Raw genomic sequence first — 25,784 nt, forward strand, 5'->3', positions numbered from 1 at the left:
CGCTCGCCATCAACCAGCCGGGCGCAAGGTGATCTTGAAGCTAGAAGGCGCCTTGCCGTCGGTATCGACCGGCATCGGATCCGAGCGCTGAACTGCCCGCAACGCGGCATCGTCCCACGACGCGTTGCCGCTGCTGCGCGAGATCGTCGCCGAAAGCAGCGTGCCGGTCGGCGAGCAACGCACCGCGATCTCCGTTTCGAGACCCGACGTTTCGCCCGCCCACACGATGTTCGGACGCACGCGGCGGCGCACCTTGTCGGCGTAGCCCGGCGACGTCGCGTTGCCGCCCGAGCCGCTGCCCGTGCCGCTCTTTGCGAGACCGTTGCCGCTCGTGCTTTCGCCGCCACCCATCGAGCCTTGCATCTGCGCGATGCGAGCGCGGCGTTCCGCGTCGAGCTTCTTCGCCTGGGCGTCGGCTTGCGCCTTCGCCTTGGCCGCCTTCTCGGCGTCGGCCTTCTTCTGCGCGTCGAGCTTCGCCTGCTTCTGCTGCTCTTCTTCCTGCTGCTGCTTCTTGAGCGCGTCCTGCTGCTGCAGCTGCTTTTGCCTCTCCGCCGCGGCTTGCTGCTGTTCCTGCTGCTGCTTGAGCTTTTCGGCCTTCTGCTGCGCGGCCTGCTGGGCCGCGAGCTGCTGACGCTTCGCTTCGGCTTCCTGCTGGGCTTTCAGACGCTGCTGCTGCTCGGCCAGTTGCGCCTCGCGCTGCGCTTCCTGCTGCTTACGCTTTTGCTGTTGCAGCGCAATGTCGGCTTCCTCGGTTTGAGGCGGCGGCGGGGCAGGGGCGACCGGCGCGGGCGGCGGCAGCGGCTTCGGTGTCGACAGGTCCGGCACCTCGGTCCACAGTTCCGCCTCTTCACCCGCCGGCGTGCTGTTCTGCCAGCGGATGCCGTGATAGAGGAACAGACCGAGCAGCACGTGCATGAGCACCGCGAGGGCGATAGCACGTCCCGTGCCACGCTCTCGCGGAGGCTGCAGCGGATACGAATCGTTCTTGCGGATCATTGCGATTTGACGAGCAGTCCGACACGTTTGACGCCATGCGACTTCAGGTCGGACATCACGTTCATCACCGTCTCGTATTTGACGGACTTGTCGGCGGCGATCACGACGGGCTGGTCGGGATGGCTCTGCTCGCGATCGGCGACGAAGCCGTTGAGATCGGCGCGCGTCATGGTCTGTTGCTGCGTGGCGCCGGAGTCATCCTTGTAGCGTACGCTCAGATTGCCGTCGGGGCGAATATTGACCACGACGGGCGGCACCTGCTGCTGCTGCGACGCGCCGCCGACGGTCGGCAGGTTGACAATGGACGGCGCCACGAGCGGCGCGGTCACCATGAAGATCACGAGCAACACCAGCATCACGTCGATGTACGGCACGACGTTGATGTCGGCCATCGCACGGCGCGAGCGGCTGCCTCGCATGCTCGAACGGACTGAGCCTCCCATCTTCGACTCCTTGCTTCGTGAAGATTAGTGGGCCTGACGCTGCAGGATGTTCGAAAACTCTTCGATGAAGGTTTCGAAGCGGATCGCCAGACGGTCGATGTCGTGTGCGTAGCTGTTATACGCGACCACCGCCGGAATGGCGGCGAACAGACCGATCGCGGTCGCCGTCAGCGCTTCGGCGATGCCGGGCGCGACGTTCGCGAGCGTTGCCTGCTGCACGTTCGCGAGACCGCGGAACGCGTTCATGATCCCCCAGACCGTGCCGAAAAGACCGATGTACGGACTCACCGAGCCGACCGAAGCGAGGAACGAGAGGTTCGCCTCGAGCGCATCCATTTCGCGCTGGAAGGCGGCGCGCATCGCGCGGCGGGCGCCGTCGAGCACGAGGCTCGGATCGTTCAGGCGCTTCTCTTTCGCCTTCAGGAATTCGCGCATGCCCGACTCGAAGATACGCTCGAGCGCGCCGATCGTGTGACGGTTGTTGGCTGCGCTCTGGTAGAGCGCCTGCAGGTCGCCGCCTGACCAGAAGTCGCGCTCGAAGCGCTCTGTCTGGGACCGCGCCCGGCGGATCGCAAACCACTTGCGGAAGATGAAAGTCCAGGAAATCAGCGACATGAGCAGAAGAAGCCCCATCACCGCCTGTGCCAGTATGCTCGCATTAAGAACGAGAGAAATGATCGACAGATCTTGTGTAGTGTTCATATAGGTTCGTTGTGACGTCCCGAAAGGGGCGAGCGGCTGCAAGACAACGCAAGGCTTCCCGTAGGCGGTTGGGAAGCTCTCGTGCCGTCGCGGCCGAACCCTGCTTGGTCCTGCATTGACCGGCGCGAGTTCACTGGCGTCGTATCAACGGTAATTACTGCACTGCCGTTGACACGGCGTACAGGTCTTTCTGGGGTCCACGTTGCAAGGCTTCATGAACGGGGGCCGGAATGGGGGCGGGCCGCATGGCCGTGCTGTCGACGCAGGCGACGCGAATGGTGCCCGTGGCGAGCAGCGTGTTTTCGCGCCACGCTTCCTGCATGAAGTCGACCGAGGCGCGGCCCAGCTTCTCGACGCGGCTGACGGTGGTGACGACGTCGTCGAGGCGCGCGGGCGAACGGTAGTCGAGCGCGGTGCTGCGCACGACGAAGAGCACGCCCGTTTCCTCGGCGAGCCGACGCTGATCGACGCCGCACGCGCGCAGCCATTCGGTGCGCGCGCGTTCGAAGAACTTCAGGTAATTCGCGTAAAACACGATGCCACCGGCGTCGGTGTCCTCGTAGTAGACGCGCACCGGCCACGTAAAGCCGCGCCCGGCCGGTGACGACGCCGCGTCCGGCTTGCTGGTGGAATTTTCCATGCCGCGCATTCTACCGGAACGCGAGGCCCCCACGTCTTTCGTACGACTGACGTAAGTATTAAATTTGTAAGGTATTTTTAGCCGCGGTGGATACTGGTACCGGCGAATGTCTGGGCAACGGGCATCAGTTCGATCGTGTTGATGTTGACGTGCGCGGGGCGCGTGGCGATCCAGTAGATCGAATCGGCGATGTCCTCGGCCGTGAGCGGCTGCACGTCCTTGTAGACGCTGGCTGCCCGGGTGTCGTCGCCGCGAAAGCGCACGTTCGAGAACTCGGTGCCGCCGCACAGGCCCGGCTCGATGTCGGTCACGCGCAGTGCCGTGCCCGCGAGGTCAGCGCGCAGGTTCAGGCTGAACTGACGCACGAACGCCTTGGTCGCGCCATAGACGTTGCCCCCCGCATACGGCCAGCGGCCCGCCACCGAACCGATATTGAAAATGTGGCCGCGGTTGCGCTCGACCATGCCGGGCAAGAACGCGTGAGTGACCTGCACGAGACCGGTGCAGTTGGTGTCGATCATGGTTTCCCACTCGTCGAGGTCGGCCTTCTGTGCCGGCTCCACGCCCAGCGCGAGGCCGGCGTTGTTGACCAGCACGTCGATGCCGGCGAACCCGGGCGGCAGCGCGCCGGGCGCGGCTTCGACCGCCGCGCGGTCGCGCACGTCGAGCTCGATGGGCAGGAGGGCGTCGCCGAGTTCGGCGGCGAGGGCGTCGAGGCGGTCCTTGCGGCGAGCCGTGGCGACGACGCGATGTCCGCCCTTCACGAAGGCGCGAGCGATGGCGGCGCCGAATCCTGCGGACGCGCCGGTGACGAAAACGATCATGGTGGCTCTCTGGTCGGTAGAAGGCGGGAAAAGGGGAGAGCCTACTTGCAATGCCGCATGGCGGCAAGAAAGGGACAGTACGCGCGCGGATCGCATGGCCGGCGCCGCCGCACGGCGCGTCGCAGCCCGCGGGACGCCCGAGCGCACTGGGGGCGGGCGGTTGCCTATTCCCTGCCGTTCCAATAAACTAACGCGCTCAATCCCTGCGTGACTGGCGATAGGGTTCCGAAATGGCGGCGTTGGCGGTAGCCATGCGCTCGTTATTGGGGACTCAAGGTGGAACGACCCACCGTGAAGCGCAGGGTGCCGTTTTGCCGTTCGCCTGGGCAGCCTGATTTCGCGCGCTTTCGTTTGCGCTGCGGGGGCTGTCCTGCCTCGCGTGTGCGGCACCTCGTTCCGCCACGTCAAGGCTGGCCTCCTCGCCAGCAGCGCCGCGTACCCGCTACGCGTTCCGCGCGAGACCCGGTCAACCTGAACACACTTAACGGAATCCGTATGTTTGACAGAGCCGAAAGCACCATCGCCAACGTCGATCCCGAACTCTTCAAGGCGATCGAACTCGAGAACCGCCGCCAGGAAGAGCACATCGAGCTCATCGCGTCGGAAAACTACACCTCGCCCGCGGTCATGGCCGCGCAGGGTTCGCAGCTCACCAACAAGTACGCCGAAGGCTACCCCGGTAAGCGCTATTACGGCGGCTGCGAAAACGTGGATATCGTCGAGCAGCTCGCGATCGACCGCGTGAAGCAGCTGTTCGGCGCCGAAGCCGCGAACGTTCAGCCGAACTCGGGCTCGCAGGCCAACCAGGGCGTGTTCTTCGCCGTGCTCAAGCCGGGCGACACCATCATGGGCATGAGCCTCGCCGAAGGTGGTCACCTCACGCACGGCATGGCGCTGAACATGAGCGGCAAGTGGTTCAACGTCGTGAGCTACGGCCTCGACGCCAAGGAAGACATCGACTACGACGCGCTCGAAAAGCGCGCGCACGAAACCAGGCCGAAGCTGATCATCGCCGGTGCGTCGGCTTTCGCACTGCGTATCGACTTCGAGCGCATCGCCAAGGTTGCCAAGGCGGTTGGCGCGTACTTCATGGTCGACATGGCGCACTACGCCGGTCTGATCGCCGCGGGCGTCTACCCGAACCCGGTGCCGCACGCCGACTTCGTCACCACGACCACGCACAAGAGCCTGCGCGGCCCGCGCGGCGGTGTGATCCTGATGAAGGCGGAGTTCGAGAAGCAGATCAACTCGGCCATCTTCCCGGGCATTCAGGGCGGTCCGCTCATGCACGTCATTGCCGGCAAGGCCGTGGCGTTCAAGGAAGCGCTCTCGCCGGAGTTCAAGACCTACCAGCAGCAAGTGGTCGACAACGCACGCGTGCTGGCGGAGACGCTGGTCAAGCGCGGTCTGCGCATCGTTTCCGGCCGCACGGAAAGCCACGTGATGCTGGTGGACCTGCGCGCGAAGAACATCACCGGCAAGGCGGCGGAAGCCGTGCTGGGCACCGCGCACATCACGGTCAACAAGAACGCGATCCCGAACGACCCGGAAAAGCCGTTCGTGACGAGCGGTATCCGTCTCGGTTCGCCGGCCATGACGACGCGCGGCTTTGGCGTGAAGGAAGCCGAGCAGGTCGGCAACCTGATCGCCGACGTGCTCGACAATCCGGAAGACGCCGCGACGATCGAGCGCGTGAAGGCGCAGGTCGCCGAGCTGACGAAGCGTTTCCCGGTTTACCGCTAAGCCACGCGATAACCCATGCGCTGCCCCTTCTGCCGGCACGAGGACACGCAGGTCGTAGACTCGCGCGTGTCCGAAGACGGCGCCGCGATCCGGCGCCGCCGCCGCTGCCCGGCCTGCGACAAGCGTTTCACGACGTACGAGCGGGTCGAGCTGGCGATGCCTTCGATCGTCAAGAAGGATGGCAGCCGCACGGAATTCGACCGCCGCAAGATCGTGGCGAGCATGCAACTGGCGCTGCGCAAGCGCCCGGTTGCAGCCGATGCGATCGACGCGGCGGTTGCCCGTATCGAGGACCAATTGCTCGGCAGCGGCGAGCGCGAAGTGCGCAGCGAGCGCCTTGGCGAACTTGTCATGGGCGAATTGCGCGAACTCGACAAGGTGGCGTTCGTACGGTTTGCTTCGGTGTACCGACGCTTCGAGGACGTCTCCGAATTCGAAGACGTGATCGAGGAATTCCGCCGCGCGGGCGCCAACAACCCCGCGAAAAAGCGCTGAGCGCATTCCCATTTTTCTTCCCTCCTGCCAGGCCGCTGTCGTAACGCTTGCATTCTCGCGAGCCGACGTTGCGCGCACCAGCTAGCCGTTCGGCTAATTGCTTCGTTTCGTTTTCGTCCGTAGATTGATGGCAATCCGCTCGAACTAAGGATTGCTCATGAAGTCCGGAGGATTCACGCTCATTGAGACGATGGTCGTCATCGTCCTGCTGGCGATCTGCGCAACGGTTTCCACGCCTGTTTTCACCGCGTGGCGCGTGCGCGATCAGGTCGACGCGCGCGCCAACGCCATGCTCGGCACGCTCGCCTATGCACGCAACGAGGCCATACGGCGCAAGGCGCGCGTCACCGTTTGCCGCGTCGACGCCGCGCGCCATTGCCTCGAGGCGGCCAAAGCGTGTCCGTCCGGAATTGCCGACTGGTCCTGTGGCTGGGCCGTCATGATCGAGCGCGCCGGAGCGTCTATCCCGTTGCGCATCCAGCCGGCGCTCGATGCGATCTCCGTGGCGTCGGGCCTCACCGCCATCACGTTTTCGCCGCCGGCGGGGCAGACCATCGGCAGCTTGCGCAACTTCGAGATTGCCCCGCGGGTCCCGTCGGCGGCACAACGCGGTGCGGGCTGGCGTCGCTGCATACGCATCGCACAGGGGGGGCGGGCACGCATCAGCGACGGCGCATGCACGGGGGCGTCATGAGCCGGGTGATCGAGCGCGGCGAGCGCGGGTCGACGCTGCTGGAGGTCGCCATTGCGCTCGGCATCATGGCGATGTGCGGGCTCGGCCTGATGAGCACCCAGCTCGGGCTGGCCCGGCACGCGCAACTGGCAGCGGCGCGCGAGCGCGCGGCCTTTGCCGCTGACGCCGTGGCCGAAGCGGCGCGCGTGGCGCGGGCAACGCCCGCCACGACCGATCGATGGCAGGCGCTGGCGGCGAGCGTCGTGCCCGAAGGGCGGCTGACCATGTCGAGCGCGGGCGGCGACGCATCGATCGCGTCCGTGAGTTGGGCGGCGACACCGCTCGGCGCAGCGTCGGGATCGACGCCGGTTTCGCGGGTTGCGCGGTGTCTCGATGCCACGGCTTCCGCCGAGCGCGCCTGCGTCGCCCTGGCGTTTCTGCGATGAACATGCGCTGCGCCCACGGGGTCCAGCAGGCGGGCCACACGCTGCTCGAACTGACGATCGCCGTGGCGCTGGGGCTCGTGGTGACGCTTGGCGCGCTCTCGGCTTATCGCACGCAGCGTCTGGCTTACGCGCAGGCGAACGACGCCGCGCGCATCCACGACGCTGGCACGAATGCGTTGATGCTGATCGGCGAGCAGATCCAGATGGCCGGCTTCGTTGCGGCGGACGCACGTTCGCCGCCTGGCGGCCGAGCGATTTTCGGCTGCACGGCGGGGCGCCCGGTCGGCACCGATGTGGCGCTTGCCTGCGAGCTGCTGCCGAGTCGCTCCGATGGGTTGGCCGTGCGCTATCAAGGTGACAGCATATCGACCTGGCCCGTCGCAAACGGCCAGGTTACCGACTGCCTTGGGCAGGCGGTTGGCGTGGCAGGCGTGGAAATCGTGAACCGCTATCACGCCAAGGTGAGCGGGTCGACCGGCGAGAGCGAGCTCTACTGCGAGGGCTCCGGCAAGGTCGGCACGGCGCAGCCGCTCGTCGAGGGTGTCGAGCGTTTGCGCCTGCGCTACTGGACGGCGGGCGCGGCGCAAGCGGTCGAGGCTTCGGCGCTGGCGCGCGATCAGTGGGCGTCGGTCGTCGCGGTCGATCTGTGCGTGCTGGTGCGCGGAGCGGCCTTTGCGCGGCGCATCCGATACGTCGATTGCGATGGCGTGCAGGCGCTCGGCGCGGATGGGCGAGCGCGACAAGCGTTCTGGCGGCACATCGTGCTGCGTAACGTTTTGCCGGCAGCGTCATGAAAATGAGCCTGCGCGGGAAGCGTCGCACACTGGCCACGGCTCGCGGCGTGGCGCTCCCAGTCGTGCTGCTTGTCGTCGCGATGATGCTCGCGACCTCGGCGGCGTGGTTCGAGGCCGCGCTGCTGGGGCGGCGCAACGCGGATGCCGTCGCCGATCATCTGCAGGCCTTCCATGCCGCCGACGCCGCGCTCGTGTTGTGCTCGCGTGCGCTGACGAATGGCTCGCTGGCCCCACCAGCGGCGGCCACGCAGTCAGGCGAGCCGCAAGCCTGGCGGCGGCAGGACAGCTTCGAGCGGCAGACGGTTGCGCCCCTTGCTGCGTGGCCGGGGTCCGTGCGCTTGCCGCAATGCCTCGTCGAGGCCTGGCGCATCGATAGCCGTCCGCTGGTTCGCGCGTATCTCGTCACGGCGCGAGGGTTCGGCGCATCGGAAGACACCCAAAGCTGGCTGCAGGACCAGTTGGTCATCGAAACCGAGGGCGACGCGACACGCGTCGAGCATCACTGGCGCTACGTCGTCGCGAGGCCCTTTTGACGAGGCAAACGGGAGGTAAGGTGAAGAGCAACCGGTACAACGCGTTCACACTGCTCGAACTGGTCATCGCGCTGGCGGTGGCCGCCATCGTCGCCGCCTTCGCGATGCCGGGGTGGAGCGCGCAGATCGCGCGGGGACATCGCATCGACGCCGTGGCCGCGCTCTATCGCGCAGCGCAACTCGTCGATACGCAGAGCGCGTCGATGGCACTTTTGCCCACTGGGTTCGACCAGGCTTCGCCGACGGGAACGCCCGTCTACCGCCTGCGTCTCATGCCCGCCGACGATTCCAACGGCGGCTACGCCCTCGTAGCCGAGCCGGTGGAAGCCGGGCCGATGCGTGGCGATGCGTGCGGCGCCTTCGTACTCGACGCAACCGGCGCGCGCAGCAATCGTGCTGCAGGCAGCGGCGTTGTCCCGGCGTCTACGCAGATGTGCTGGAGGGACCGGTGAACGGCCTGGAGGGCTGCCGCGGGCGGCGGTGATCAGCCGGTGAGGTCGTCTTCGTCGGACTTGTCGCGGGCAGGCCGGTTCGCAGAGGTGCCGCGCTGACGCCGCACCTGCTGCCAAACGCGATACGCTTCCCACGCCGTAAAAGCGAGGCCGCCCCACTTGATGACGGGGCGCGCAGCCGAGACGATGCTCGTACGCAGCGGCTTTGCCACGATGAGCGAGATGAGCGAACTGACCAGCGGATATTCCTTGAGCAGGCTGCCGAGGCCGGAAGCCACGCCGCCGCCTGAGCGACTGAATCCGGGCACGACGAACCGCAGCCAGCTGAAGTTCGTAACCGTCGCGCGGATGTCGACGAGCGCTTCGGCCATTTCGGCACGCTCGACGCTCGCTCGCACGAGCAGCAATTCCTTGCGCAGGGCGCGCAGCTGCGGCGTCGACAGATCGTGCGCGCGGCCGCGGCGGGGGCGAAAAGCAGTGTCCGGTCGAGGTTGATTCATGGCGTCGGCTCGCGGCTAGGGGTTGCGCAGGGCGTCTCGGTCTTTCTCGAATTCCTCGAGCGTCGCCTGGAAGACGAGTGGCGCGGTGTGCAGCCCGCGGCGCGCCTTCAGGCCGCAGAAAATGGCCGCGATCGCGTAGACGACCGTGAGACCGGCGAGCGCCTCCCAGCGGTACGTGTCCCAGAAGGCGATGGCAACGAGCGCCGTGAGCGCGATCAGGGCAAGCATCGCGAACATCATCCCCGCGAGGCCAAGAAAGAGCACGCCGATGAGGCGGTCCTTCTCCTCGGCGAGTTCGATGCCGATCAGTTCTAGCCGCGTCTGTAGCATCGCGGACGCGGAGCCGAGCAGTCGGCGCAACGGCCCGTGTTCGTGTCGCTGCGAGTGGGTGTCTGTCGTCATGGCGATGGCAGGTGGCGCAGGCGGATGCCCGAGCAATGCGCAAGAAAAAACGCAACAAAAGACAGCGGGCTGAATTGCCCGGCGAGACCAAGCGGTGCGGTGGGCCGCGCCAACGAAAAGCCGTCAGGCAAGCGCTGCCAGCGCCTGGTCGAGCGCGCCGCGCGAGGGGCCCGGAGCCCACTCGCGTAGCGCGGCGAGCGCTGCTTTATTTGCGGTTGATCAGCAATCCGACCAGCACGCCCACGCCGGCGGCGATCCCGATCGACGCCCACGGATGCTCGTGGACATAGTCGTCGGTGGCGCGGGCCGCTTTCTTGCCTTTCTCGACCACGACCACCTGGACGTCGGCGGCCTTCTCTTTTGCCTGCTTCAGACGCGAGAGTGCCGTTTCGCGCAATTCCGAAGCGCGCTCACCCGTAGCGCTCGCAGCCTGCTTGAGCAGGTCCTCTGCGTCCGCGAGGACGGTTTTGATATCGGACATCAGCCTCTCCTTGTTGACTTCTGACATTGACTGGCTCCCATCGTGTCACATCACGCGTGAATCGTAACAAAGATACGGGCGCTGGCAAGCATGACGCGCCGCCACGACCTGCGAGTTCGCACGATCCGTTCCCGCGAGCGTGTATGGACGGGGCTCTGGATCCCGCTCACAAATAATCGCGAGGTGAGTCATTGATTTGATCCGGCACCTAAAGTTTCCTCCAATCGGCTCAAAATTACAAAAACTCATACTGGTGTGAGCCGATGTTCGTTCGCGGGGCGCAACCTGGGCCTGTATGCTTGAGTGTTGTAAACGTCTACTGGATCAACGGGCAGCGCGCGCCGGTTCGATCAAACCCGTTCACTTCGTTCAGAGGAACCGCACCATGAGTCTACGTCTTGGCGATATCGCACCCGACTTCGAGCAGGATTCGAGCATTGGCCGCATCAAGTTTCACGAGTGGCTCGGCAATAGCTGGGGCGTGCTGTTTTCACACCCGGCCGACTTCACGCCGGTCTGCACGACCGAGCTTGGCCTGACCGCCAGGCTCAAGGACGAATTCGAGAAGCGCAACGTGAAGACGATTGCGCTTTCGGTGGATAGCGCCCAGTCGCACAACGAGTGGATCAAGGACATCAACGAGACGCAAGCCGCTAACGTCGGCTTCCCGATTCTCGCGGACGGCGACCGCAAGGTGTCCACGCTGTACGACATGATCCATCCGAACGCGAATGAGACGCTCACTGTGCGCTCGCTCTTCGTGATCGACCCGAACAAGAAGGTGCGCCTCATCATCACCTATCCGGCGAGCACGGGCCGCAACTTCGACGAGGTGCTGCGCGTGATCGACTCGCTGCAGCTCACCGACAACTATCAGGTCGCGACGCCCGGCAACTGGAAGCAGGGCGACGACGTCGTGATCGTGCCGTCGCTGAAGGACGAGGAAGTCCTCAAGCAGAAGTTCCCGAAGGGCTACAAGGCCCTGCGTCCGTATCTGCGCATGACACCGCAGCCCAACAAGTAAGCCGTTCGGCCAGCGTCCGCGTCACGGGCGCCGAAACAGAAACGCCGCACGAAACGAATCGTGCGGCGTTTTTTCATGCGCCGGCGAAGCCGGGCCGGGCGGCGATCAGAAGAACGCCTGAATGCCCGTTTGTGCGCGGCCGAGGATCAGCGCGTGGATGTCGTGCGTGCCTTCGTACGTGTTCACCACTTCGAGATTCACGAGGTGGCGCGCCACGCCGAACTCGTCGGAAATGCCGTTGCCGCCCAGCATGTCGCGGGCGAGACGCGCGATGTCGAGCGACTTGCCGCACGAGTTGCGCTTCATGATCGACGTGATCTCGACGGCCGCCGTGCCTTCGTCCTTCATGCGGCCAAGACGCAGGCAGCCCTGCAGCCCGAGCGTGATTTCCGTTTGCATGTCGGCGAGCTTCTTCTGGATCAGCTGGTTCGCGGCAAGCGGGCGGCCGAACTGCTTGCGGTCGAGCACGTACTGGCGCGCGGTGTGCCAGCACGATTCCGCGGCGCCGAGCGCGCCCCAGGCAATGCCGTAGCGCGCCGAGTTCAGGCAGGTGAACGGACCGCGCAGGCCCTTCACGCCCGGCATGAGGTTTTCTTCCGGCACGAACACTTCGTCGAGCACGATTTCGCCGGTGATCGAAGCGCGCAGACCCACCTTGCCATGGATGGCCGGCGCCGACAGACCCTTCCAGCCCTTCTCCAGAATGAAGCCGCGGATGTCGTCCTTGCCGTCTTCTTCGAGCTTCGCCCAGACGACGAAAACATCGGCGATCGGCGAGTTCGTGATCCACATCTTCGCGCCCGAGAGCGCGTAGCCGCCGTTCACTTTCTTCGCGCGCGTGACCATGCTGCCCGGGTCCGAGCCGTGGTTCGGCTCCGTGAGACCGAAGCAGCCGATCCATTCGCCGCTGGCGAGCTTGGGCAGGTACTTCTGCTTTTGCGCTTGCGAGCCGAATTCGAAGATCGGCACCATCACGAGCGACGACTGCACCGACATCATCGAGCGATAGCCCGAGTCGATGCGCTCGACTTCGCGCGCGATGAGGCCATAGGCGACGTAATTGAGGCCGGGGCCGCCGTATTGCTCGGGAATCGTCGGGCCGAGCAGGCCGACTTCGCCCATCTCGCGGAAGATCGAGGCGTCTGTCTTCTCGTGGCGAAACGCTTCCAGCACGCGCGGCGCGAGCTTGTCCTGGGCATACGCGGCGGCGGCGTCGCGCACCATGCGCTCCTCTTCGGTGAGCTGCTGGTCGAGCAGAAGCGGGTCTTCCCAATGGAACTGGGCGTGTGCGGCCATGGTGTCTCTCCTTTCCTCAAATCCTTGAAATGGGCAAATTTGCGCTTGACGTAAGTTCCGCTATGCGGAACAATGTTTTGAAAATTGACTTTAGTGTAGCACCAGGGCACCCATGTCTGCATCCGGAATGACTACGACTTCCTCTTTTTCTGCTTCGCTGGCTGAGGGGCCGGTCGACGAGCGCAAGTTCGTCGTGGCGCTCGCCCGCGGGCTCGACCTGCTGCGCGCATTCCGTCCCGGCGAGACGCTGCTCGGCAACCGCGATTTCGTGGAGCGCACGGGCCTGCCCAAGGCGACCGTGAACCGGCTCGCGTACACGCTCACCGTGCTCGGCTATCTGCGCTTTGACGAGTCGCTAGGCAAATATGCGCTCGACGCCGGGGTGCTGTCGCTCGGCTTTGCGCTGCTTTCCGGCACGGACACGCTCGAACTCGCCCGCCCGCATATGCGCGCATTCGCGCGCGAGGTGGGCGCCGCGGTGTCGCTGGGGTGCCGTGACGGCCTCGACGTGATCTATCTGGAGACGATCCGCAGCGAGACGGCGCTCACGCTCGGCCTCGCGTCGGGCTCGCGGCTCTCGATGCTGACGAGTTCGATGGGCCGCGCGTATCTGGCCGTGCAGCCCATCGATGTGCGGATGGCGTTGTTCGCGGAACTGGAGAAGACAGCGGGCGCCGAAGGGCCGGCGTTGGTTGCGGCCGCGAAACACGAGATCGAGGTGTTCGGCAAGGAGGGGTGCTGCTATTCGTTTCGCGACTGGCACGAAGACGTCAACGCGGTGGCGGTGCCGTTTCGCGAGCCGCGCGAGCGTCGCTGGCTCGTGCTCAGCTGCAGCGGGCCGGCTTCGTCGATGGGCCCCGAGGTGTTTCGCGAGCGCGTGGCGCCGCTTCTGAAGTCGCTGGCGCGCCGTCTTGGTGAAACGGTCTGATGAACGAGGCGCGCGCCGCAGCGCGCACAAAAAAGCCGACTTTCAGGTCGGCTTTCTTCTTGGTGATGTGCGCGAGGCTCAGTGGTTCAGGCGGCCGAGCAGCAGGAACTCCATGAGCGCCTTCTGCACGTGCAGGCGGTTTTCCGCCTCGTCCCAGACTACGCTCTGCGGGCCGTCGATCACCTCGGCGCTCACTTCCTCGCCGCGGTGCGCGGGCAGGCAGTGCATGAAAAGCGCATCGGCGTTGGCGCGGGCCATCATCGGCGCGTCCACGCACCAGTCGGCGAAGGCCTGCTTGCGCGCTTCGTTTTCGGCCTCGAAGCCCATGCTGGTCCAGACGTCGGTCGTGACGAGGTCGGCGCCGTCGCAGGCGTCGTGCGGGTCGTCGAACACTTCGTAGAACGGTTTGCTTTCCGGCGCGACCAGCGCCGGATCGAGCGGATAACCCGGCGGCGTGGAGATGCGCAGCTTGAAGCCGAGGATCTGCGCAGCTTCGATCCACGTGTAGAGCATGTTGTTGGCGTCGCCGACCCACGCCACGGTCTTGCCGCGGATCGGACCGCGGTGCTCGTAGTACGTGAAGATGTCGGCCAGCACCTGGCAGGGGTGGTACTCGTTCGTGAGACCGTTGATGACCGGCACGCGCGAGCTTTCGGCGAAGCGCTGCAGGATGTCCTGGCCGAATGTGCGGATCATGATGATGTCGACCATGCGCGAGATGACCTGCGCCGAATCTTCGATCGGCTCGCCGCGGCCGAGCTGCGTGTCGCGCGTGTTCATGAACACCGCGTGGCCGCCCAGCTGGAAGATACCCGCTTCGAACGAAAGGCGCGTGCGCGTGGAGCTCTTCTCGAAGATCATCGCCAGCGTGCGGTCGTGCAGCGGGTGATAGGTCTCGTAGTTCTTGAACTTGCGCTTCAGGATGCGCGCACGCTCCAGCACATATTCATATTCGTCAAGGGAGAAATCCTTGAACTGCAGGTAATGGCGTATGGTCCGGGAGGTCATGAAACAAAAACGGCGCCCGATCCGGCCTCGAACTACAGGATTGGGCCGGCGACGCCGCTGCGGTTGGTGGTAAGTCAAAGCAGCATAAAGGATTTTACGCATTTTGACGAGTTGCCCAAAATATAGGCAGGGCGCCCCGGCGTACGGTGGGTGGCACTTTTGCGACGGCTTTCGTGCCTGTTTTGCGGGCATCGCGAGAGCCCGGATCCAGCCTTTCAAGTGCCTTGTGTGCACTGCGTCAAAACGGTCAGTGCGCTATAATCCCAGAGATTTCTTAGGCACGACAAACGGGCCCTGAACGTGTGTGACGGCAAGGTGGCAACACCTCGCGGCCGCGCCAGGAAAGCCCGCTGGAGCGGCCTGTGCGCCGACTGGCAGTGCGCCGCGAAATCGTCCTGTCGATCCCGTTGCGAGACCTGCTTGCGACACGCGTCGGCGGCGATGATCGAGACTTTACGCCAGGCGGGATGCGCGGCAGCCGTTTCCTATCCATCGGACTGTCCATGCGTGTGGCGGCGGGCGACCCCCGCGGCCGGCGTTCCGCGGTACCCGCGCGGGCGCAGCGCTCGTGCCGCCGTTACACGCTGCAAACGCACCCAGCAGCTACACACACAGGTACTCCTGCATGGCCGACGAAGCTCCAACCGAATACTTCATTCAAGGCATCACCAGCGCGGGGAAGAAGTTTCGTCCGAGTGACTGGTCGGAGCGCCTCGCCGGGGTGATGTCGAGCTTTGGTCCGAAAGCGTCGGCCAATGCTCGCGGCCCGAATGCGTATCTGCGCTACTCGCTCTATGTGCGCCCGACGATGATCGGCGACCTCAAGGTCGTCGTGCTGGACTCGCGCCTGAAGGACATCGAGCCCATGGCCTTCAATTTCGTGATGAACTTCGCGAAGGACAACGACCTCGTCGTGACCGAGGCGTGCGAACTGCCTCACGACCACGCCACGCAGCAAGCCAACGTGCGCTGACGGCGCGGCGCAGGCAACGGACGGACCCGCCTCGGTGGGTTTTTTTGCGCCCGGCAGAAACAAAAAACCCGCCGAGGCGGGTTTTTTGTGGTGCAGCTCAAAGAGGGATGCCAGCCGTGGCCGGCAATCCGGATCTCTTTACTGCGCGGCCTGCATTGCCTTGACGGCAGCAGCCAGGCGGCTCTTATGGCGAGCGGCCTTGTTCTTGTGAACGATCTTCTTGTCGGCGATGATGTCGAGCGTCTTGCCCGATGCCTTCAGAACTTCAGCAGCCTTAGCCTGGTCGCCGGCGTCGATTGCCTTGCGAACAGCCTTGATGGCGGTGCGGAACTTCGAGCGCAGTGCCGAGTTGTGCGAGTTTGCTTTCGCGGCCTGACGGGCGCGCTTGCGTGCTTGTGCGGAGTTTGCCATTGCGATTCCTTGTGATTGCGGAGCGTGGTGCGACCGACGCTCTTTGCCTGGATTTGAACGACCGGCAGCGATGCCTGAAACGTTCAAAACGGTATTTGCCAGCTGAGTTTCGCTCAACCAGCCGCGCCTTTTGTGCCAGAGCGGGTTGCTGACGCCGGGTTGCTGACGCTTTCCTGCTCTCTTTCCAAGACGCGTTTCGAGCCCTCTGGGAGAACTCGAATCGATGATTATAGCAACAGAATCATGATGGTGGCAATCACAGTGCGATAGCGAAGACAAGCGCCGCCGGACGTGAACGCCTTTCACGCGACACGGTCACAATCAGCGCGCCTGGTCTTTGCCTCCCGCTCGCCTGCGGCGTCGTGCGGGGTTTTGCGCCGACCTTTGCGCTGCGCATCCGCGATGGAGCGGACGACGCCCGTATAATGACCGCCCCATGAATCTATTCCGAGCCCTGCTGACAGTCAGCGGCTTCACGCTGCTGTCGCGCGTGACCGGTCTGGCCCGAGAAACGCTGATTGCGCGCGCCTTCGGTGCGAGCCAGTACACCGACGCTTTCTACGTCGCGTTTCGTATTCCCAACCTGCTGCGCCGCATCTCGGCGGAGGGCGCCTTTTCGCAGGCGTTCGTGCCGATTCTCGCGGAGTTCAAGAACCAGAAGGGCCACGACGCCACACGCGCGCTCGTCGACGCCACCTCGACCGTGCTTGCCTGGGTGCTCGCCGTCCTCTCGTTGCTCGGCATTTTCGGCGCATCGTTCGTCGTGATCGTGGTCGCGTCGGGCTTGAAGAGCGACGGGCAAGCGTTCCCGCTTGCCGTCACGATGACGCGCATCATGTTCCCCTATATCGTGTTCATCTCGCTGACGTCGCTCGCGTCGGGCGTGCTCAACACGTACAAGCAGTTCTCGCTGCCCGCGTTCGCGCCGGTGCTGCTCAATGTCTCGTTCATCACGGCGGCAGTGGCCTTCGCGCCGCACATGAAGCAGCCCGTCTACGCGCTCGCGTGGGCCGTGATCGTCGGCGGCGTGCTGCAGTTCATCGTGCAGTTGCCGGGCTTGAAGCGCATCGACATGATGCCGCGCATCGGCCTGAACCCGCTCAAGGCGCTCGCGCACAAAGGCGTGAAGCGGGTGCTCGCGAAGATGGTGCCCGCCATGTTCGCCGTCTCGGTCGCGCAGATCAGCCTCATCATCAATACCAATATCGCCTCGCGTCTGGGGCCCGGCGCGGTGTCGTGGATCAACTACGCCGACCGCCTGATGGAGTTCCCGACCGCGCTGCTCGGCGTGGCGCTCGGCACGATCCTGCTGCCGAGCCTCTCGAAAGCGCACGTCGATGCCGATCCGCACGAGTACTCGGCGTTGCTCGACTGGGGCCTGCGCGTGACGTTCCTGCTTGCCGCGCCTTCGGCCGTTGCGCTCTTTTTCTTCGCCGAGCCGCTCACGGCCACGCTGTTTCACTACGGCAAGTTCGACGCCACGTCCGTCATCATGACGGGTCGCGCGCTCGCGGCCTACGGCGTGGGGCTCGTCGGCCTCATCCTCATCAAGATCCTCGCGCCCGGCTTCTACGCGCGTCAGGACATCAAGACGCCGGTCAAGATCGGTGTGGGCGTGCTCATCGCCACGCAGATCAGCAACTACCTCTTCGTGCCGATCTTCTCGCACGCGGGCTTGACGCTCTCGGTCGGCCTCGGCGCCTGCATGAACGCGCTGCTGCTGTTCATCGGGCTGCGCCGCCGCGGCATCTATATGCCGTCCTCCGGCTGGGCGACGTTCTTCGTGCAGTTGCTCGGGGCATGTCTCGTGCTGGCCGGGGCGATGCACTGGTGCGCCATCAGCTACGACTGGATCGCACTGCGTCATGCGCCGCTCGAGCGCATCGCGTTGCTCGGTGCGTGCCTCGTCCTGTTCGCGGCGCTATATTTCGGTATGCTTTGGCTGATGGGCTTCAAATACGCGTACTTCAAGAGGCGGGCGAAGTGACGACGATGACTACGCGGGTTCTGGATTATTTCAGCGCGCTCGTTGCGGACGACGAGAGCCTGCCGCTCACCGAGGCGGCACTCGCGATCGCGCAGGACGCTTATCCCGATCTCGATCTGCAAGGCACGCTTGCCGAGATCGACGAACTCGCGCTGCGTGTGCGCCGCCGCATGCCCGAAGGGGCGGACGTGCGCCAGCAGGTTGCCGTGCTCAACCGCTGCTTCTTTCGCGAGATGGGTTTCGCGGCCAACCTCAACGACTTTCTCGACCCCGAAAACAGCCATCTGAACGCCGTGCTCAAACGCCGGCGCGGCATCCCCATTTCGCTCGCGGTGCTGTATCTGGAAATGGCGACCCAGCTCGGCCTGCCGGTGAAGGGCGTGTCGTTTCCGGGACATTTTCTGCTGCGCGTGGCGTTGCCCGAAGGCGACGAGATGCTCGATCCCACCACGGGCCGCACGCTCACCGAATCCGACATGGTGGAGATGCTCGAGCCGTTCGTGGCCAACGCCGGCGATTCCGTGGCGCGCGCGCTGCGCATGCTGCTCGAGCCGGCCACCCGCCGCGAGATCGTCGCGCGCATGCTGCGCAACCTGAAGTCGGTCTATCTGCAGACCGAGCGCTGGCAGCGCCTGCTGGCCATCCAGCAGCGGCTCGTCATCCTGCTGCCGGAGAACATCGAGGAAGTGCGCGACCGCGGCTTCGCTTATGCTCGGCTCGACTATCTGCGCCCGGCGCTCGAAGACCTCGAACACTATCTCGACGAGCGCCCCGACGCGGAAGACGCGACCGTCGTCGAGTCGCAGCTGCACGAGTTGCGCCAGCGCACGCTCGATAACGACTGAAACCCGCGGCCTGGCCGCAGAAAAAAGCCCGCGACAAAAGTCGCGGGCTTTTTTTCGCGCGGGGAGAGCGCGCGCCGTTACTTCGGCTGCATGCGGATCGCGCCGTCCAGACGGATCACCTCGCCGTTGAGCATCGGATTCTCGACGATCTGCTTGACGAGCATCGCGTACTCATCCGGCTTGCCGAGGCGCGGCGGGAACGGGACCATCGCGCCGAGCGCATCCTGCACCTCCTTGGGCATCCCGAGCAGCATCGGCGTTTCGAAGATGCCGGGCGCGATTGTCATCACGCGGATGCCGCTGCGCGAAAGGTCGCGCGCAATCGGCAGCGTCATTGCGACGACGCCGCCCTTCGACGCGGCGTAGGCCGCCTGGCCGATCTGGCCGTCGTAAGCGGCTACTGAAGCCGTGTTGACGATCACGCCGCGCTCGCCGCCCTCGCTGGCTGCGGTCTGGGCGATGGCGGCCGCACCGAGGCGGATCATGTTGAAGGTGCCGATCAGATTGACCGAAATGGTCTTCGAGAACGTGTCGAGCGGATGCGGGCCGTCCTTGCCCACGGTCTTCACGGCGGGCGCGATGCCCGCGCAGTTCACGAGGCCGCGCAGCGTGCCGCGCGCAGTTGCCGCGGCCACGGCGCGCGCGCCGTCGTCCTCGCTCGCGACGTTGCACTTCACGAACGTGCCGTCCAGTTCCTTCGCGAGCGCGTTGCCGGCGTCCTCATTGAGGTCGGCGATGACGACCTTGCCGCCTTCGGCCGCAATCAGACGCGCGCTGGCCGCGCCGAGCCCCGACGCGCCGCCGGTGATGAGAAATACGTTGCCGCGGATTTGCATCTTTCGTCTCCTGTCGTTATGGCCATGCTGTCCCGCGTAGAGAGGCAATGCGCGCGAGACTCACCAAAAACAAAACGGGCCGGCTGGCGTCGCGTCCCGAATCACCTCGGGAGTGCGGCGCCAGCCGGCCCGCAGGCAAACCAGCAAGTATGCCGAAACCGGCTCCGGGGCGGACTTTGACCCGGCGGACTTTGGCCCGCTTACTTGAGCGCTTCGAACGCGCGCTCGCGAATTTCGTCGACGCTGCCGAGGCCCGAGATGGCGCGATACTGCGGCGCCTGCAGGCCGTTTTCCTCACCGCGCTTCGCCCAGTCGCTGTAGTACGCGATGAGCGGCTTGGTCTGGGCGACGTACACGTCAAGACGCTTGCGCACCGTTTCTTCCTTGTCGTCGTCGCGCTGGACGAGCGGTTCGCCCGTCACGTCGTCCGTCATGTCCACTTTCGGCGGATTGAACTTGACGTGATACGTGCGGCCCGAAGCCGGGTGCATGCGGCGGCCGCTCATGCGCGTGATGATCTCGTCGAACGGCACGTCGATCTCGAGCACGTAGTCGATCGCGACGCCCGCCTGCTTCATCGCTTCGGCTTGCGGCAGCGTGCGCGGGAAGCCGTCGAACAGGTAGCCGTTCTGGCAGTCGGGCTCCTGAAGGCGCTCCTTCACGAGATTGATGATGAGCTCGTCGGTCACGAGTTCGCCGGCGTCCATGAATCGCTTCGCTTCGAGGCCAAGCGGCGTACCGGCCTTGACGGCCGCGCGCAGCATGTCGCCCGTCGAGATTTGCGGAATGCCGAACTTTTCCTTGATGAAGGTTGCCTGGGTTCCCTTGCCCGCGCCCGGGGCGCCCAACAGGATCAAACGCATGTGAACAATCTCCGATCTGTGTGAATTCTTGCGGCGCGGCGGCTGCCCCGCACGCGCGGTGGGGCGGCATCGTCAGCGTCGTGCGTCTCCTCGCCCGTTCGCTCACGGCCGTCGAGGCAGTGCTGGCGGGGGCGACGGCATGTCCCGCGCGGCTTTCGCCCGGTGTTCATGAGTGGCACTGGACACGGGGCGGCGCTGCAAGACGGTGCCGAAAAGCGGGGAAACCCCGACGCACAAAGGCTTTAGACGGCTCGCGCAAACAATTGATTATGCCATGGGATTTTTGCCCCACGGACGGAATTAAGGCCGGTATAACGCCTGCACACGGGCGAGGTCGGCGGGGGTGTCGACGCCCGGCGCGGGTGCCTCGGTCGTCACGAGCACCGCGATGCGCTCGCCGTGCCACATCGCGCGAAGCTGCTCCAGCGCCTCGACCTGCTCGATCGGCGAATGCGCGAGCGAGGGGTAGCTGCGCAGGAATTTCGCGCGGTACGCGTACAGGCCGATGTGGCGGTAGACGGTCGCGGGAGCCGGCGGGGCGGGCATTGCGCCGAGATCGAGGCGCGCCGGCGACCAGTGGGGCTGCCAGGCGTCGCGGGCCCAGGGAATGGGCGCGCGCGAGAAGTAGAGCGCAACGCCGCGGACGTCCAGCACGACCTTCACGACGTTCGGGCTGAAGATTTCGTCGGGCGCCGTGATGGGATGCGCGGCAGTGGCGATCGCGCATTCGGGGTGCGCGGCGAGGTGCGACGCAACGTCGCACACGAGCGCGGGGTCGATCAGCGGCTCGTCGCCCTGCACGTTGACCACGATCGTCTCGTCGCTCCAGCCGTAGTGCTCGGCGACCTCGGCTAAGCGGTCGGTGCCCGACGGGTGGTCGGCGCGCGTGAGCACGGCCTCGAAACCGTGGGCGCGGGCGGCGTCGAGCACGCTCTGGGCGTCCGAGGCGATCAGCACCTGCTGCGCGCCCGAAGCGCGCGCGCGCTCGGCCACGCGTACCACCATGGGCTTGCCGCCGATGTCGGCGAGCGGTTTGTTCGGCAGCCGCGTGGACGCGAGACGCGCCGGGACGACGGCGATGAAGGGTTGCACGGGTGCGGTCATGGCCAGTTCGAGCTAGGACAGGAAAGGGGGATTGGGGAAACCGGTTCGGGAAACCGCCTTGGGAGACGACAGCGCGCCGGGGGGCGGCGCGCGTGACCCGGTTTCGAGCCAGTAAGACGAGATGAGCGGAGTGAGCGGCGCGGGTGGCGCCGCCCGCGCGCCTTACGCGGCGCTCGGCCCGTGCGGATCGACCGGCGTGCCTTCCACGGTTTGACGCGCTTCGTCGACGAGCATGACCGGAATGCCGTCCCGGATCGGGTAGGCGAGCTTGTCGGCGTTGCAGATCAGCTCCTGCGCGGCGCGGTCATAGCTGAGCGGGCCCTTGCAGATCGGGCAGACCAGGATTTCAAGCAGACGAGCGTCCACGAAGTTTCTCCACAACCAGGGTAATGAGGCGATGATCGAGCGCGGCTTCAACGGGGACGACCCAGATGCGCGCGTCGTTCCAGGCCCCCAATTTTACTGCATCCTTTTCAGTGACCAGGATCGCGTCGGCGGTGACGTCGGCGAACGGGTTGGTTGCGTAGGCGTAGTGGTCGGGCAGCGGCAGCGTTTGCGGCGCGAGGCCGGCCGCGCGCAGCGTCGCGAAAAAGCGCTCCGGCGAACCGATGCCGGCCGCCGCCACGAGGCGCAGCGCGCCCGGCGATCCCTGTGTGCCTGCGTCTTGCCCCACTGCGGCCGCGCCGGCGGCAAACTGCGCGAGCGGACGCCGCAGCGCCGGATTGGCGAGATGCCAGGCGTCGGCGGGTTCGAGCTTGAGCGCGAACGTATTCGGCCAGGCCGGCAGCGTGCGCTCGAACGGGTTGTTCACCAGCGTGGCGTCGCGCCGGCGCGAGAGCGGCTCACGCAGCGGGCCCGCCGGCAGCAGAAAGCCATTGCCGCCCAGGCGATGGTCGAACACCACGATCTCGACGTCGCGCACCAGGCGGTAGTGCTGCAGGCCGTCGTCGCTCACGATCACGTCGACATCGCCGTGAGCGCCGCACAGCGCCGTGGCCGCGGCCACGCGGTCGGGCGAGACCCAGACGGGCACGCCCGTGCGGCGGGCGATCAACAGGGGTTCGTCGCCGCAAAGGCGCGCGGGCGTATCGGCCGTGACGGGCGTGGGGCGGGCGATTTTCGCGCCATACCCGCGCGAGACCACGCCCGGCGAGAAGCCCGCGGCGCGCAGCGCCTCGACGAGCGCGATCACCGTGGGCGTCTTGCCCGTGCCACCCACGGTCACGTTGCCGACCACCACCACGGGCACGCCCACACGAACGCTCTTGAGCCAGCCCGCCGCGAAGGCGGCGCGGCGCGCACCGCTCACGGCGGCGAACGCGGCGGCGAGCGGCGTGAGCCCCCAGGCGAGTGCGCCGCGGCGTTGCCAGGCGTGCGCAAACTGCGCTTCGAGGCGTTCCTTGAGACTGGAGACGGGGCCGCTCATCGGCAATATGCGCGGTAATTTGCGCGCGAAGCGCCGCACGCGGTATGCGGGAAGCAGACAGGCAGGGCGGGCATCGGGTCGGTTCTCCGGTTCCAGGTGAGCTGAGCGACAAACAGGACGGCAGACGAATGACCTGCGCATGCGAGTGATGCGGCACAGGCGTTCGTGAACCCGGCACTCTAGCGCGGGTAGGCGTTACGCGGCAAGTTGCCGGGCCGCACGCAACTGTCGGTTGCCTGCAAGCCGCGCGAAACGCCCGAAAAATCGACGCCTGTGGATAACTTTGTGGAGAAGTACATCCCGGGAAGGCGCAAAAGCCCATTCCTCGGCCTCTCCATCGGCCTGTAAGGATGTGATATCGATAAAAAACGTATAGAAATCAATGGCGTGAGCGATTTTTTCAGCGTTTGCGGGCCGGCTGCGGTCAGCATGCCGCATGACAGCGCCGATGTGGACACTTCGCGGGGCTTGCGGGCCGGGTCTCATTCGTGCTGGACTATCGCCCCCCGAACGGTCTATCGTCTGTCCGGCCAAGGTTTCTCCACACCCTTACGCATGCTATCCGACCGCTTCTCCGCTTCCTCCGCGCCTTCGGGCGACGTCGTCGTGCCGGTCTCGGCGCTCAACCGGGCGATCGCCTCGATGCTCGAGCGCACGTTCCCGCTTGCATGGATTTCCGGCGAAGTTTCCAACTTTACGCGCGCCGCGAGCGGCCACTGGTACTTCTCGATCAAGGACGCCCAGGCGCAGATTCGCTGCGTGATGTTCCGTGGCCGTGCGCAGTACGCCGAATTCACGCCGCGCGAAGGCGACCGTATCGAAGTGCGCGCGCTCGTCACGATGTACGAGCCGCGCGGCGAACTCCAGCTGAATGTCGAGGCCGTGCGGCGTACCGGCCAGGGCCGCCTTTATGAAGCCTTCCTGCGGCTGAAGGCGCAACTCGAAGCCGAGGGGCTCTTCGACCCGGAGCGCAAACGCGCGCTGCCCTCGCATCCGCGCGCCATCGGCGTGATTACGTCGATGCAGGCCGCCGCGCTGCGCGACGTGCTGACCACGCTGTGCCGCCGCGCGCCGCACGTGCCGGTGATCGTCTACCCCGCGCCGGTGCAGGGCGCGGGCTCGGCGGAAAAACTCACGGTGATGCTGGAGACAGCGAACGCGCGCAACGAGGTGGACGTGCTCGTGCTGTGCCGCGGCGGCGGCTCGATCGAGGACCTGTGGTCGTTCAACGACGAGGCGCTTGCCCGCGCGATCGCGGCCAGCGCCATTCCCGTGGTGAGCGGCGTGGGGCACGAAACCGATTTCACGATCGCCGATTTTGCCGCCGACGTGCGCGCGCCGACGCCCACTGGCGCGGCGGAACTCGTCAGTCCGCAGCGCACGCTGCTGCTGCGCGACCTCGACCAGCGCCATGCCACGCTCGCACGCGATTTCGGCCGTCTGCTCGAGCGGCGCGCGCAGCAGCTCGACTGGCTGGCGCGCCGGCTCGTTTCGCCCGTCGAGCGGCTCGCGCAGCAGCGCACGCACCTGCGCCAGCTGACGATACGGCTCGCTTCGGCCGGCTCGCGTGCCAGCGCCGAGGCCCGTGCGCGCCTGAACGTCATGCAGATGCGCTGGCAGCGCGCGCGGCCCGACGCCGCCGCGCAGCACGCCCAGCTGGAGTCGCTCGGCCGGCGTCTGGACGGCGCCTTCGCGCGCCAGCGCGAGCGCGAAGCGGCGCGCGTTTCGGAGCTCACGGCCCGCCTCGAAGTGCTGAGCCCGCAACGCACGTTCGAGCGCGGCTACGCGGCGCTGCTCGATGCGCAAAGCGGTGCAGCGGTGCGCTCGCCCGCCACGCTCAAGCCCGGCAAGCGGCTCACCGTGCATCTCGCGCAGGGCAGCGCCGACGTCGCGCTCGCCGATGTCCAGCCGCGTCTCGCCGACGGTTTCTGATCTGGGCTCGCAGCCGGCCTGCCGGGCCCGTTGCTTGCTGCTCAGCGAGGCACCGGCGCAATCGCCCGATCGCTTCGCCTCGACGAAATATCGTCGAGGCAAGCGATTGTTGCAGTCTCGTTGCAGGAAGTTTGCACACCGGTTGCGCGAAGATTGCAACGCGATTGCAGCCGTCTCGCCTGCGCGCCAAGCAGGCATGGAAAGCGTTGTTCGAGCGTCGTTGCATCGGCGCAAAACGCATCGCGGTTCATTCGGAAAAGCCCTGCGCAAACGATATCCGGCATAAAGGCCGCTCGTTTGCGGGGTTATTCCAACTCGCCTACAATCGAGTGCTCCATGCCGGTTATCACGCAGAACTCCCCATAACACGACGAAGGAACCGCATCATGTCATTTACGCTCCCGCCGCTGCCGTTCGCGAAGAACGCCCTCGCTCCGCACATGTCGGAAGAGACGCTCGAGTTCCACTACGGCAAGCACCACCAGGCTTACGTCACGAATCTGAACAACCTGATTCCGGGCACCGAGTTCGAAAAGCTCTCGCTCGAAGAGATCGTCAAGAAGTCGTCGGGTGGCGTGTTCAACAACTCGGCGCAGATCTGGAATCACACGTTCTTCTGGAACAGCCTCTCGCCGCAAGGCGGCGGCGCACCGTCGGGCGCGCTCGGCGACGCGATCAACGCCAAGTGGGGCTCTTACGACGCGTTCAAGGAGGCCTTCACGAAGGCTGCCGTGGGCAACTTCGGTTCGGGCTGGACGTGGCTCGTGAAGAAGGCTGACGGCTCGCTCGACATCGTGTCGACCAGCAACGCCGCCACCCCGCTCACGACCGACGCCAAGGCGCTCCTCACGATCGACGTGTGGGAACACGCTTACTACATCGACTACCGCAACGCGCGTCCGAAGTTCGTCGAAGCGTTCTGGAACATCGTGAACTGGAACTTCGCAGCACAGAACTTCGCGTAATACGAAGCCCTGCTGAATGCGCCGCACTGGCTGCGGCACATGCAAAAGCCCTCGATGCGAGT

The 25,784-nt window shown here is 65.6% G+C and carries 30 protein-coding genes and 1 riboswitch; of the genes, 14 read left to right on the top strand and 16 right to left on the bottom strand.

Translation table 11 applies throughout. The annotated features are described in order from the left end of the window. Positions 1 to 9: 9 nt before the first annotated feature. From tolA to ydfG, 5 genes are all read right to left on the bottom strand, one after another. A complete protein-coding gene (gene tolA / locus AB3X99_RS01025) occupies positions 10 to 996 on the bottom strand; it encodes a cell envelope integrity protein TolA (RefSeq protein ID WP_368615931.1) in 987 nt (328 codons plus the stop codon). Then, positions 993 to 1,439 (bottom strand): protein TolR, encoded by a 447-nt coding sequence (tolR, locus tag AB3X99_RS01030; protein ID WP_035513412.1) that lies wholly within the window; start codon positions 1,437 to 1,439, stop codon positions 993 to 995. The genes tolA and tolR overlap by 4 nt, the downstream gene beginning before the upstream one ends. Positions 1,440 to 1,463: 24 nt before the next feature. Continuing rightward, positions 1,464 to 2,141 (bottom strand): protein TolQ, encoded by a 678-nt coding sequence (tolQ, locus tag AB3X99_RS01035; RefSeq protein ID WP_028205324.1) that lies wholly within the window; start codon positions 2,139 to 2,141, stop codon positions 1,464 to 1,466. A gap of 154 nt (positions 2,142 to 2,295) precedes the next feature. Beyond that, positions 2,296 to 2,790, bottom strand: a complete 495-nt coding sequence (ybgC, locus tag AB3X99_RS01040; RefSeq protein ID WP_069262809.1) for a tol-pal system-associated acyl-CoA thioesterase — start codon at positions 2,788 to 2,790, stop codon at positions 2,296 to 2,298. 68 nt (positions 2,791 to 2,858) lie between these two features. Next, positions 2,859 to 3,605: a bifunctional NADP-dependent 3-hydroxy acid dehydrogenase/3-hydroxypropionate dehydrogenase YdfG gene (gene ydfG, locus AB3X99_RS01045; protein ID WP_342948472.1), complete on the bottom strand. Its 747-nt coding sequence runs from the start codon at positions 3,603 to 3,605 to the stop codon at positions 2,859 to 2,861. A gap of 197 nt (positions 3,606 to 3,802) precedes the next feature. Continuing rightward, a riboswitch (ZMP/ZTP riboswitch) is annotated at positions 3,803 to 3,940 on the top strand. A 160-nt stretch (positions 3,941 to 4,100) separates the two neighbouring features. Between ydfG and glyA the strand changes: the two genes are divergently transcribed. The 7 genes from glyA (at position 4,101) to AB3X99_RS01080 (ending at position 8,741) form a co-directional block, all read left to right on the top strand. Then, complete coding sequence (gene glyA / locus AB3X99_RS01050; RefSeq protein WP_069262807.1) at positions 4,101 to 5,348, top strand: serine hydroxymethyltransferase; 1,248 nt, start codon at positions 4,101 to 4,103, stop codon at positions 5,346 to 5,348. Positions 5,349 to 5,363: 15 nt separating this feature from the next. Further along, complete coding sequence (nrdR, locus tag AB3X99_RS01055; RefSeq protein ID WP_069262806.1) at positions 5,364 to 5,843, top strand: transcriptional regulator NrdR; 480 nt, start codon at positions 5,364 to 5,366, stop codon at positions 5,841 to 5,843. Positions 5,844 to 6,000: 157 nt separating this feature from the next. Then, complete coding sequence (locus AB3X99_RS01060) at positions 6,001 to 6,537, top strand: GspH/FimT family pseudopilin (protein ID WP_069262805.1); 537 nt, start codon at positions 6,001 to 6,003, stop codon at positions 6,535 to 6,537. Beyond that, positions 6,534 to 6,962, top strand: a complete 429-nt coding sequence (locus AB3X99_RS01065) for a hypothetical protein (protein ID WP_368615932.1) — start codon at positions 6,534 to 6,536, stop codon at positions 6,960 to 6,962. The genes AB3X99_RS01060 and AB3X99_RS01065 overlap by 4 nt, the downstream gene beginning before the upstream one ends. Positions 6,963 to 6,964: 2 nt before the next feature. Further along, positions 6,965 to 7,756 carry a PilW family protein gene (locus AB3X99_RS01070; protein ID WP_368616245.1) on the top strand — a complete coding sequence of 264 codons (792 nt, stop codon included), beginning with the start codon at positions 6,965 to 6,967 and terminating at the stop codon, positions 7,754 to 7,756. Next, complete coding sequence (locus AB3X99_RS01075) at positions 7,753 to 8,289, top strand: hypothetical protein (protein ID WP_368615933.1); 537 nt, start codon at positions 7,753 to 7,755, stop codon at positions 8,287 to 8,289. Before AB3X99_RS01070 ends, AB3X99_RS01075 begins: the two co-directional genes overlap by 4 nt. Before the next feature lie 20 nt (positions 8,290 to 8,309). Next, on the top strand, positions 8,310 to 8,741 hold the full coding sequence (locus AB3X99_RS01080; protein WP_368615934.1) for a type IV pilin protein: 432 nt from the start codon (positions 8,310 to 8,312) through the stop codon (positions 8,739 to 8,741). Between the two features lie 32 nt (positions 8,742 to 8,773). Here AB3X99_RS01080 and AB3X99_RS01085 read toward each other — a convergent pair whose 3' ends face one another. The 3 genes from AB3X99_RS01085 to AB3X99_RS01095 form a co-directional block, all read right to left on the bottom strand. Then, positions 8,774 to 9,241: a DUF3318 domain-containing protein gene (locus AB3X99_RS01085; RefSeq protein ID WP_069262801.1), complete on the bottom strand. Its 468-nt coding sequence runs from the start codon at positions 9,239 to 9,241 to the stop codon at positions 8,774 to 8,776. Between the two features lie 15 nt (positions 9,242 to 9,256). Then, entirely contained in the window at positions 9,257 to 9,643 is a 387-nt protein-coding gene (locus AB3X99_RS01090; protein ID WP_069262800.1) for a phage holin family protein, read from the bottom strand. Positions 9,644 to 9,848: 205 nt separating this feature from the next. Next, positions 9,849 to 10,151, bottom strand: a complete 303-nt coding sequence (locus tag AB3X99_RS01095) for a YqjD family protein (RefSeq protein ID WP_007584918.1) — start codon at positions 10,149 to 10,151, stop codon at positions 9,849 to 9,851. Positions 10,152 to 10,509: 358 nt separating this feature from the next. Here AB3X99_RS01095 and AB3X99_RS01100 point away from each other — a divergent pair, with 358 nt between their 5' ends. Further along, entirely contained in the window at positions 10,510 to 11,148 is a 639-nt protein-coding gene (locus AB3X99_RS01100; RefSeq protein ID WP_069262799.1) for a peroxiredoxin, read from the top strand. A gap of 105 nt (positions 11,149 to 11,253) precedes the next feature. Here AB3X99_RS01100 and AB3X99_RS01105 read toward each other — a convergent pair whose 3' ends face one another. Further along, positions 11,254 to 12,444, bottom strand: a complete 1,191-nt coding sequence (locus tag AB3X99_RS01105; RefSeq protein ID WP_069262798.1) for an acyl-CoA dehydrogenase — start codon at positions 12,442 to 12,444, stop codon at positions 11,254 to 11,256. Between the two features lie 127 nt (positions 12,445 to 12,571). On the opposite strand from AB3X99_RS01105, the gene AB3X99_RS01110 reads away from it, so the two are divergent. Continuing rightward, positions 12,572 to 13,372 carry an IclR family transcriptional regulator gene (locus AB3X99_RS01110; protein WP_305120751.1) on the top strand — a complete coding sequence of 267 codons (801 nt, stop codon included), beginning with the start codon at positions 12,572 to 12,574 and terminating at the stop codon, positions 13,370 to 13,372. A gap of 78 nt (positions 13,373 to 13,450) precedes the next feature. Here AB3X99_RS01110 and argF read toward each other — a convergent pair whose 3' ends face one another. After that, complete coding sequence (gene argF, locus AB3X99_RS01115; protein WP_069262796.1) at positions 13,451 to 14,380, bottom strand: ornithine carbamoyltransferase; 930 nt, start codon at positions 14,378 to 14,380, stop codon at positions 13,451 to 13,453. A gap of 625 nt (positions 14,381 to 15,005) precedes the next feature. On the opposite strand from argF, the gene AB3X99_RS01120 reads away from it, so the two are divergent. Next, positions 15,006 to 15,353: a DUF3579 domain-containing protein gene (locus AB3X99_RS01120; protein WP_069262795.1), complete on the top strand. Its 348-nt coding sequence runs from the start codon at positions 15,006 to 15,008 to the stop codon at positions 15,351 to 15,353. Between the two features lie 138 nt (positions 15,354 to 15,491). On the opposite strand, the gene rpsT is transcribed toward AB3X99_RS01120, so the two are convergent. Further along, positions 15,492 to 15,764: a 30S ribosomal protein S20 gene (rpsT, locus tag AB3X99_RS01125; protein ID WP_069262794.1), complete on the bottom strand. Its 273-nt coding sequence runs from the start codon at positions 15,762 to 15,764 to the stop codon at positions 15,492 to 15,494. Positions 15,765 to 16,200: 436 nt separating this feature from the next. On the opposite strand from rpsT, the gene murJ reads away from it, so the two are divergent. Further along, positions 16,201 to 17,751, top strand: coding sequence for a murein biosynthesis integral membrane protein MurJ (gene murJ / locus AB3X99_RS01130; RefSeq protein WP_069262793.1), 1,551 nt, complete (start codon positions 16,201 to 16,203; stop codon positions 17,749 to 17,751). A 5-nt stretch (positions 17,752 to 17,756) separates the two neighbouring features. After that, a complete protein-coding gene (locus AB3X99_RS01135; protein WP_035513442.1) occupies positions 17,757 to 18,596 on the top strand; it encodes a SirB1 family protein in 840 nt (279 codons plus the stop codon). A gap of 77 nt (positions 18,597 to 18,673) precedes the next feature. Here the strand turns inward: AB3X99_RS01135 and AB3X99_RS01140 are convergent, their stop codons facing one another. The 5 genes from AB3X99_RS01140 to lpxK form a co-directional block, all read right to left on the bottom strand. Continuing rightward, positions 18,674 to 19,432 (bottom strand): SDR family NAD(P)-dependent oxidoreductase, encoded by a 759-nt coding sequence (locus AB3X99_RS01140; protein ID WP_069262792.1) that lies wholly within the window; start codon positions 19,430 to 19,432, stop codon positions 18,674 to 18,676. A gap of 200 nt (positions 19,433 to 19,632) precedes the next feature. Beyond that, on the bottom strand, positions 19,633 to 20,295 hold the full coding sequence (gene adk / locus AB3X99_RS01145; RefSeq protein ID WP_069262791.1) for an adenylate kinase: 663 nt from the start codon (positions 20,293 to 20,295) through the stop codon (positions 19,633 to 19,635). A gap of 300 nt (positions 20,296 to 20,595) precedes the next feature. After that, positions 20,596 to 21,399 carry a 3-deoxy-manno-octulosonate cytidylyltransferase gene (kdsB, locus tag AB3X99_RS01150; RefSeq protein ID WP_342948480.1) on the bottom strand — a complete coding sequence of 268 codons (804 nt, stop codon included), beginning with the start codon at positions 21,397 to 21,399 and terminating at the stop codon, positions 20,596 to 20,598. A 162-nt stretch (positions 21,400 to 21,561) separates the two neighbouring features. Next, on the bottom strand, positions 21,562 to 21,765 hold the full coding sequence (locus AB3X99_RS01155) for a Trm112 family protein (protein WP_042266182.1): 204 nt from the start codon (positions 21,763 to 21,765) through the stop codon (positions 21,562 to 21,564). Then, the gene (gene lpxK / locus AB3X99_RS01160; RefSeq protein WP_069262789.1) at positions 21,746 to 22,825 is read right to left on the bottom strand and encodes a tetraacyldisaccharide 4'-kinase; all 1,080 of its coding nucleotides are present in this window, start codon (positions 22,823 to 22,825) and stop codon (positions 21,746 to 21,748) included. Before lpxK ends, AB3X99_RS01155 begins: the two co-directional genes overlap by 20 nt. A gap of 555 nt (positions 22,826 to 23,380) precedes the next feature. On the opposite strand from lpxK, the gene xseA reads away from it, so the two are divergent. Together xseA and sodB are read left to right on the top strand one after the other, a co-directional pair. Then, positions 23,381 to 24,757, top strand: a complete 1,377-nt coding sequence (gene xseA / locus AB3X99_RS01165; protein WP_368615935.1) for an exodeoxyribonuclease VII large subunit — start codon at positions 23,381 to 23,383, stop codon at positions 24,755 to 24,757. 386 nt (positions 24,758 to 25,143) lie between these two features. Beyond that, positions 25,144 to 25,722 carry a superoxide dismutase [Fe] gene (gene sodB / locus AB3X99_RS01170; protein WP_042266176.1) on the top strand — a complete coding sequence of 193 codons (579 nt, stop codon included), beginning with the start codon at positions 25,144 to 25,146 and terminating at the stop codon, positions 25,720 to 25,722. Positions 25,723 to 25,784: the final 62 nt, after the last annotated feature.

The organism is Paraburkholderia sp. BR10882, from assembly GCF_040948855.1.
GTDB classification, from domain to species: domain Bacteria; phylum Pseudomonadota; class Gammaproteobacteria; order Burkholderiales; family Burkholderiaceae; genus Paraburkholderia; species Paraburkholderia nodosa_A.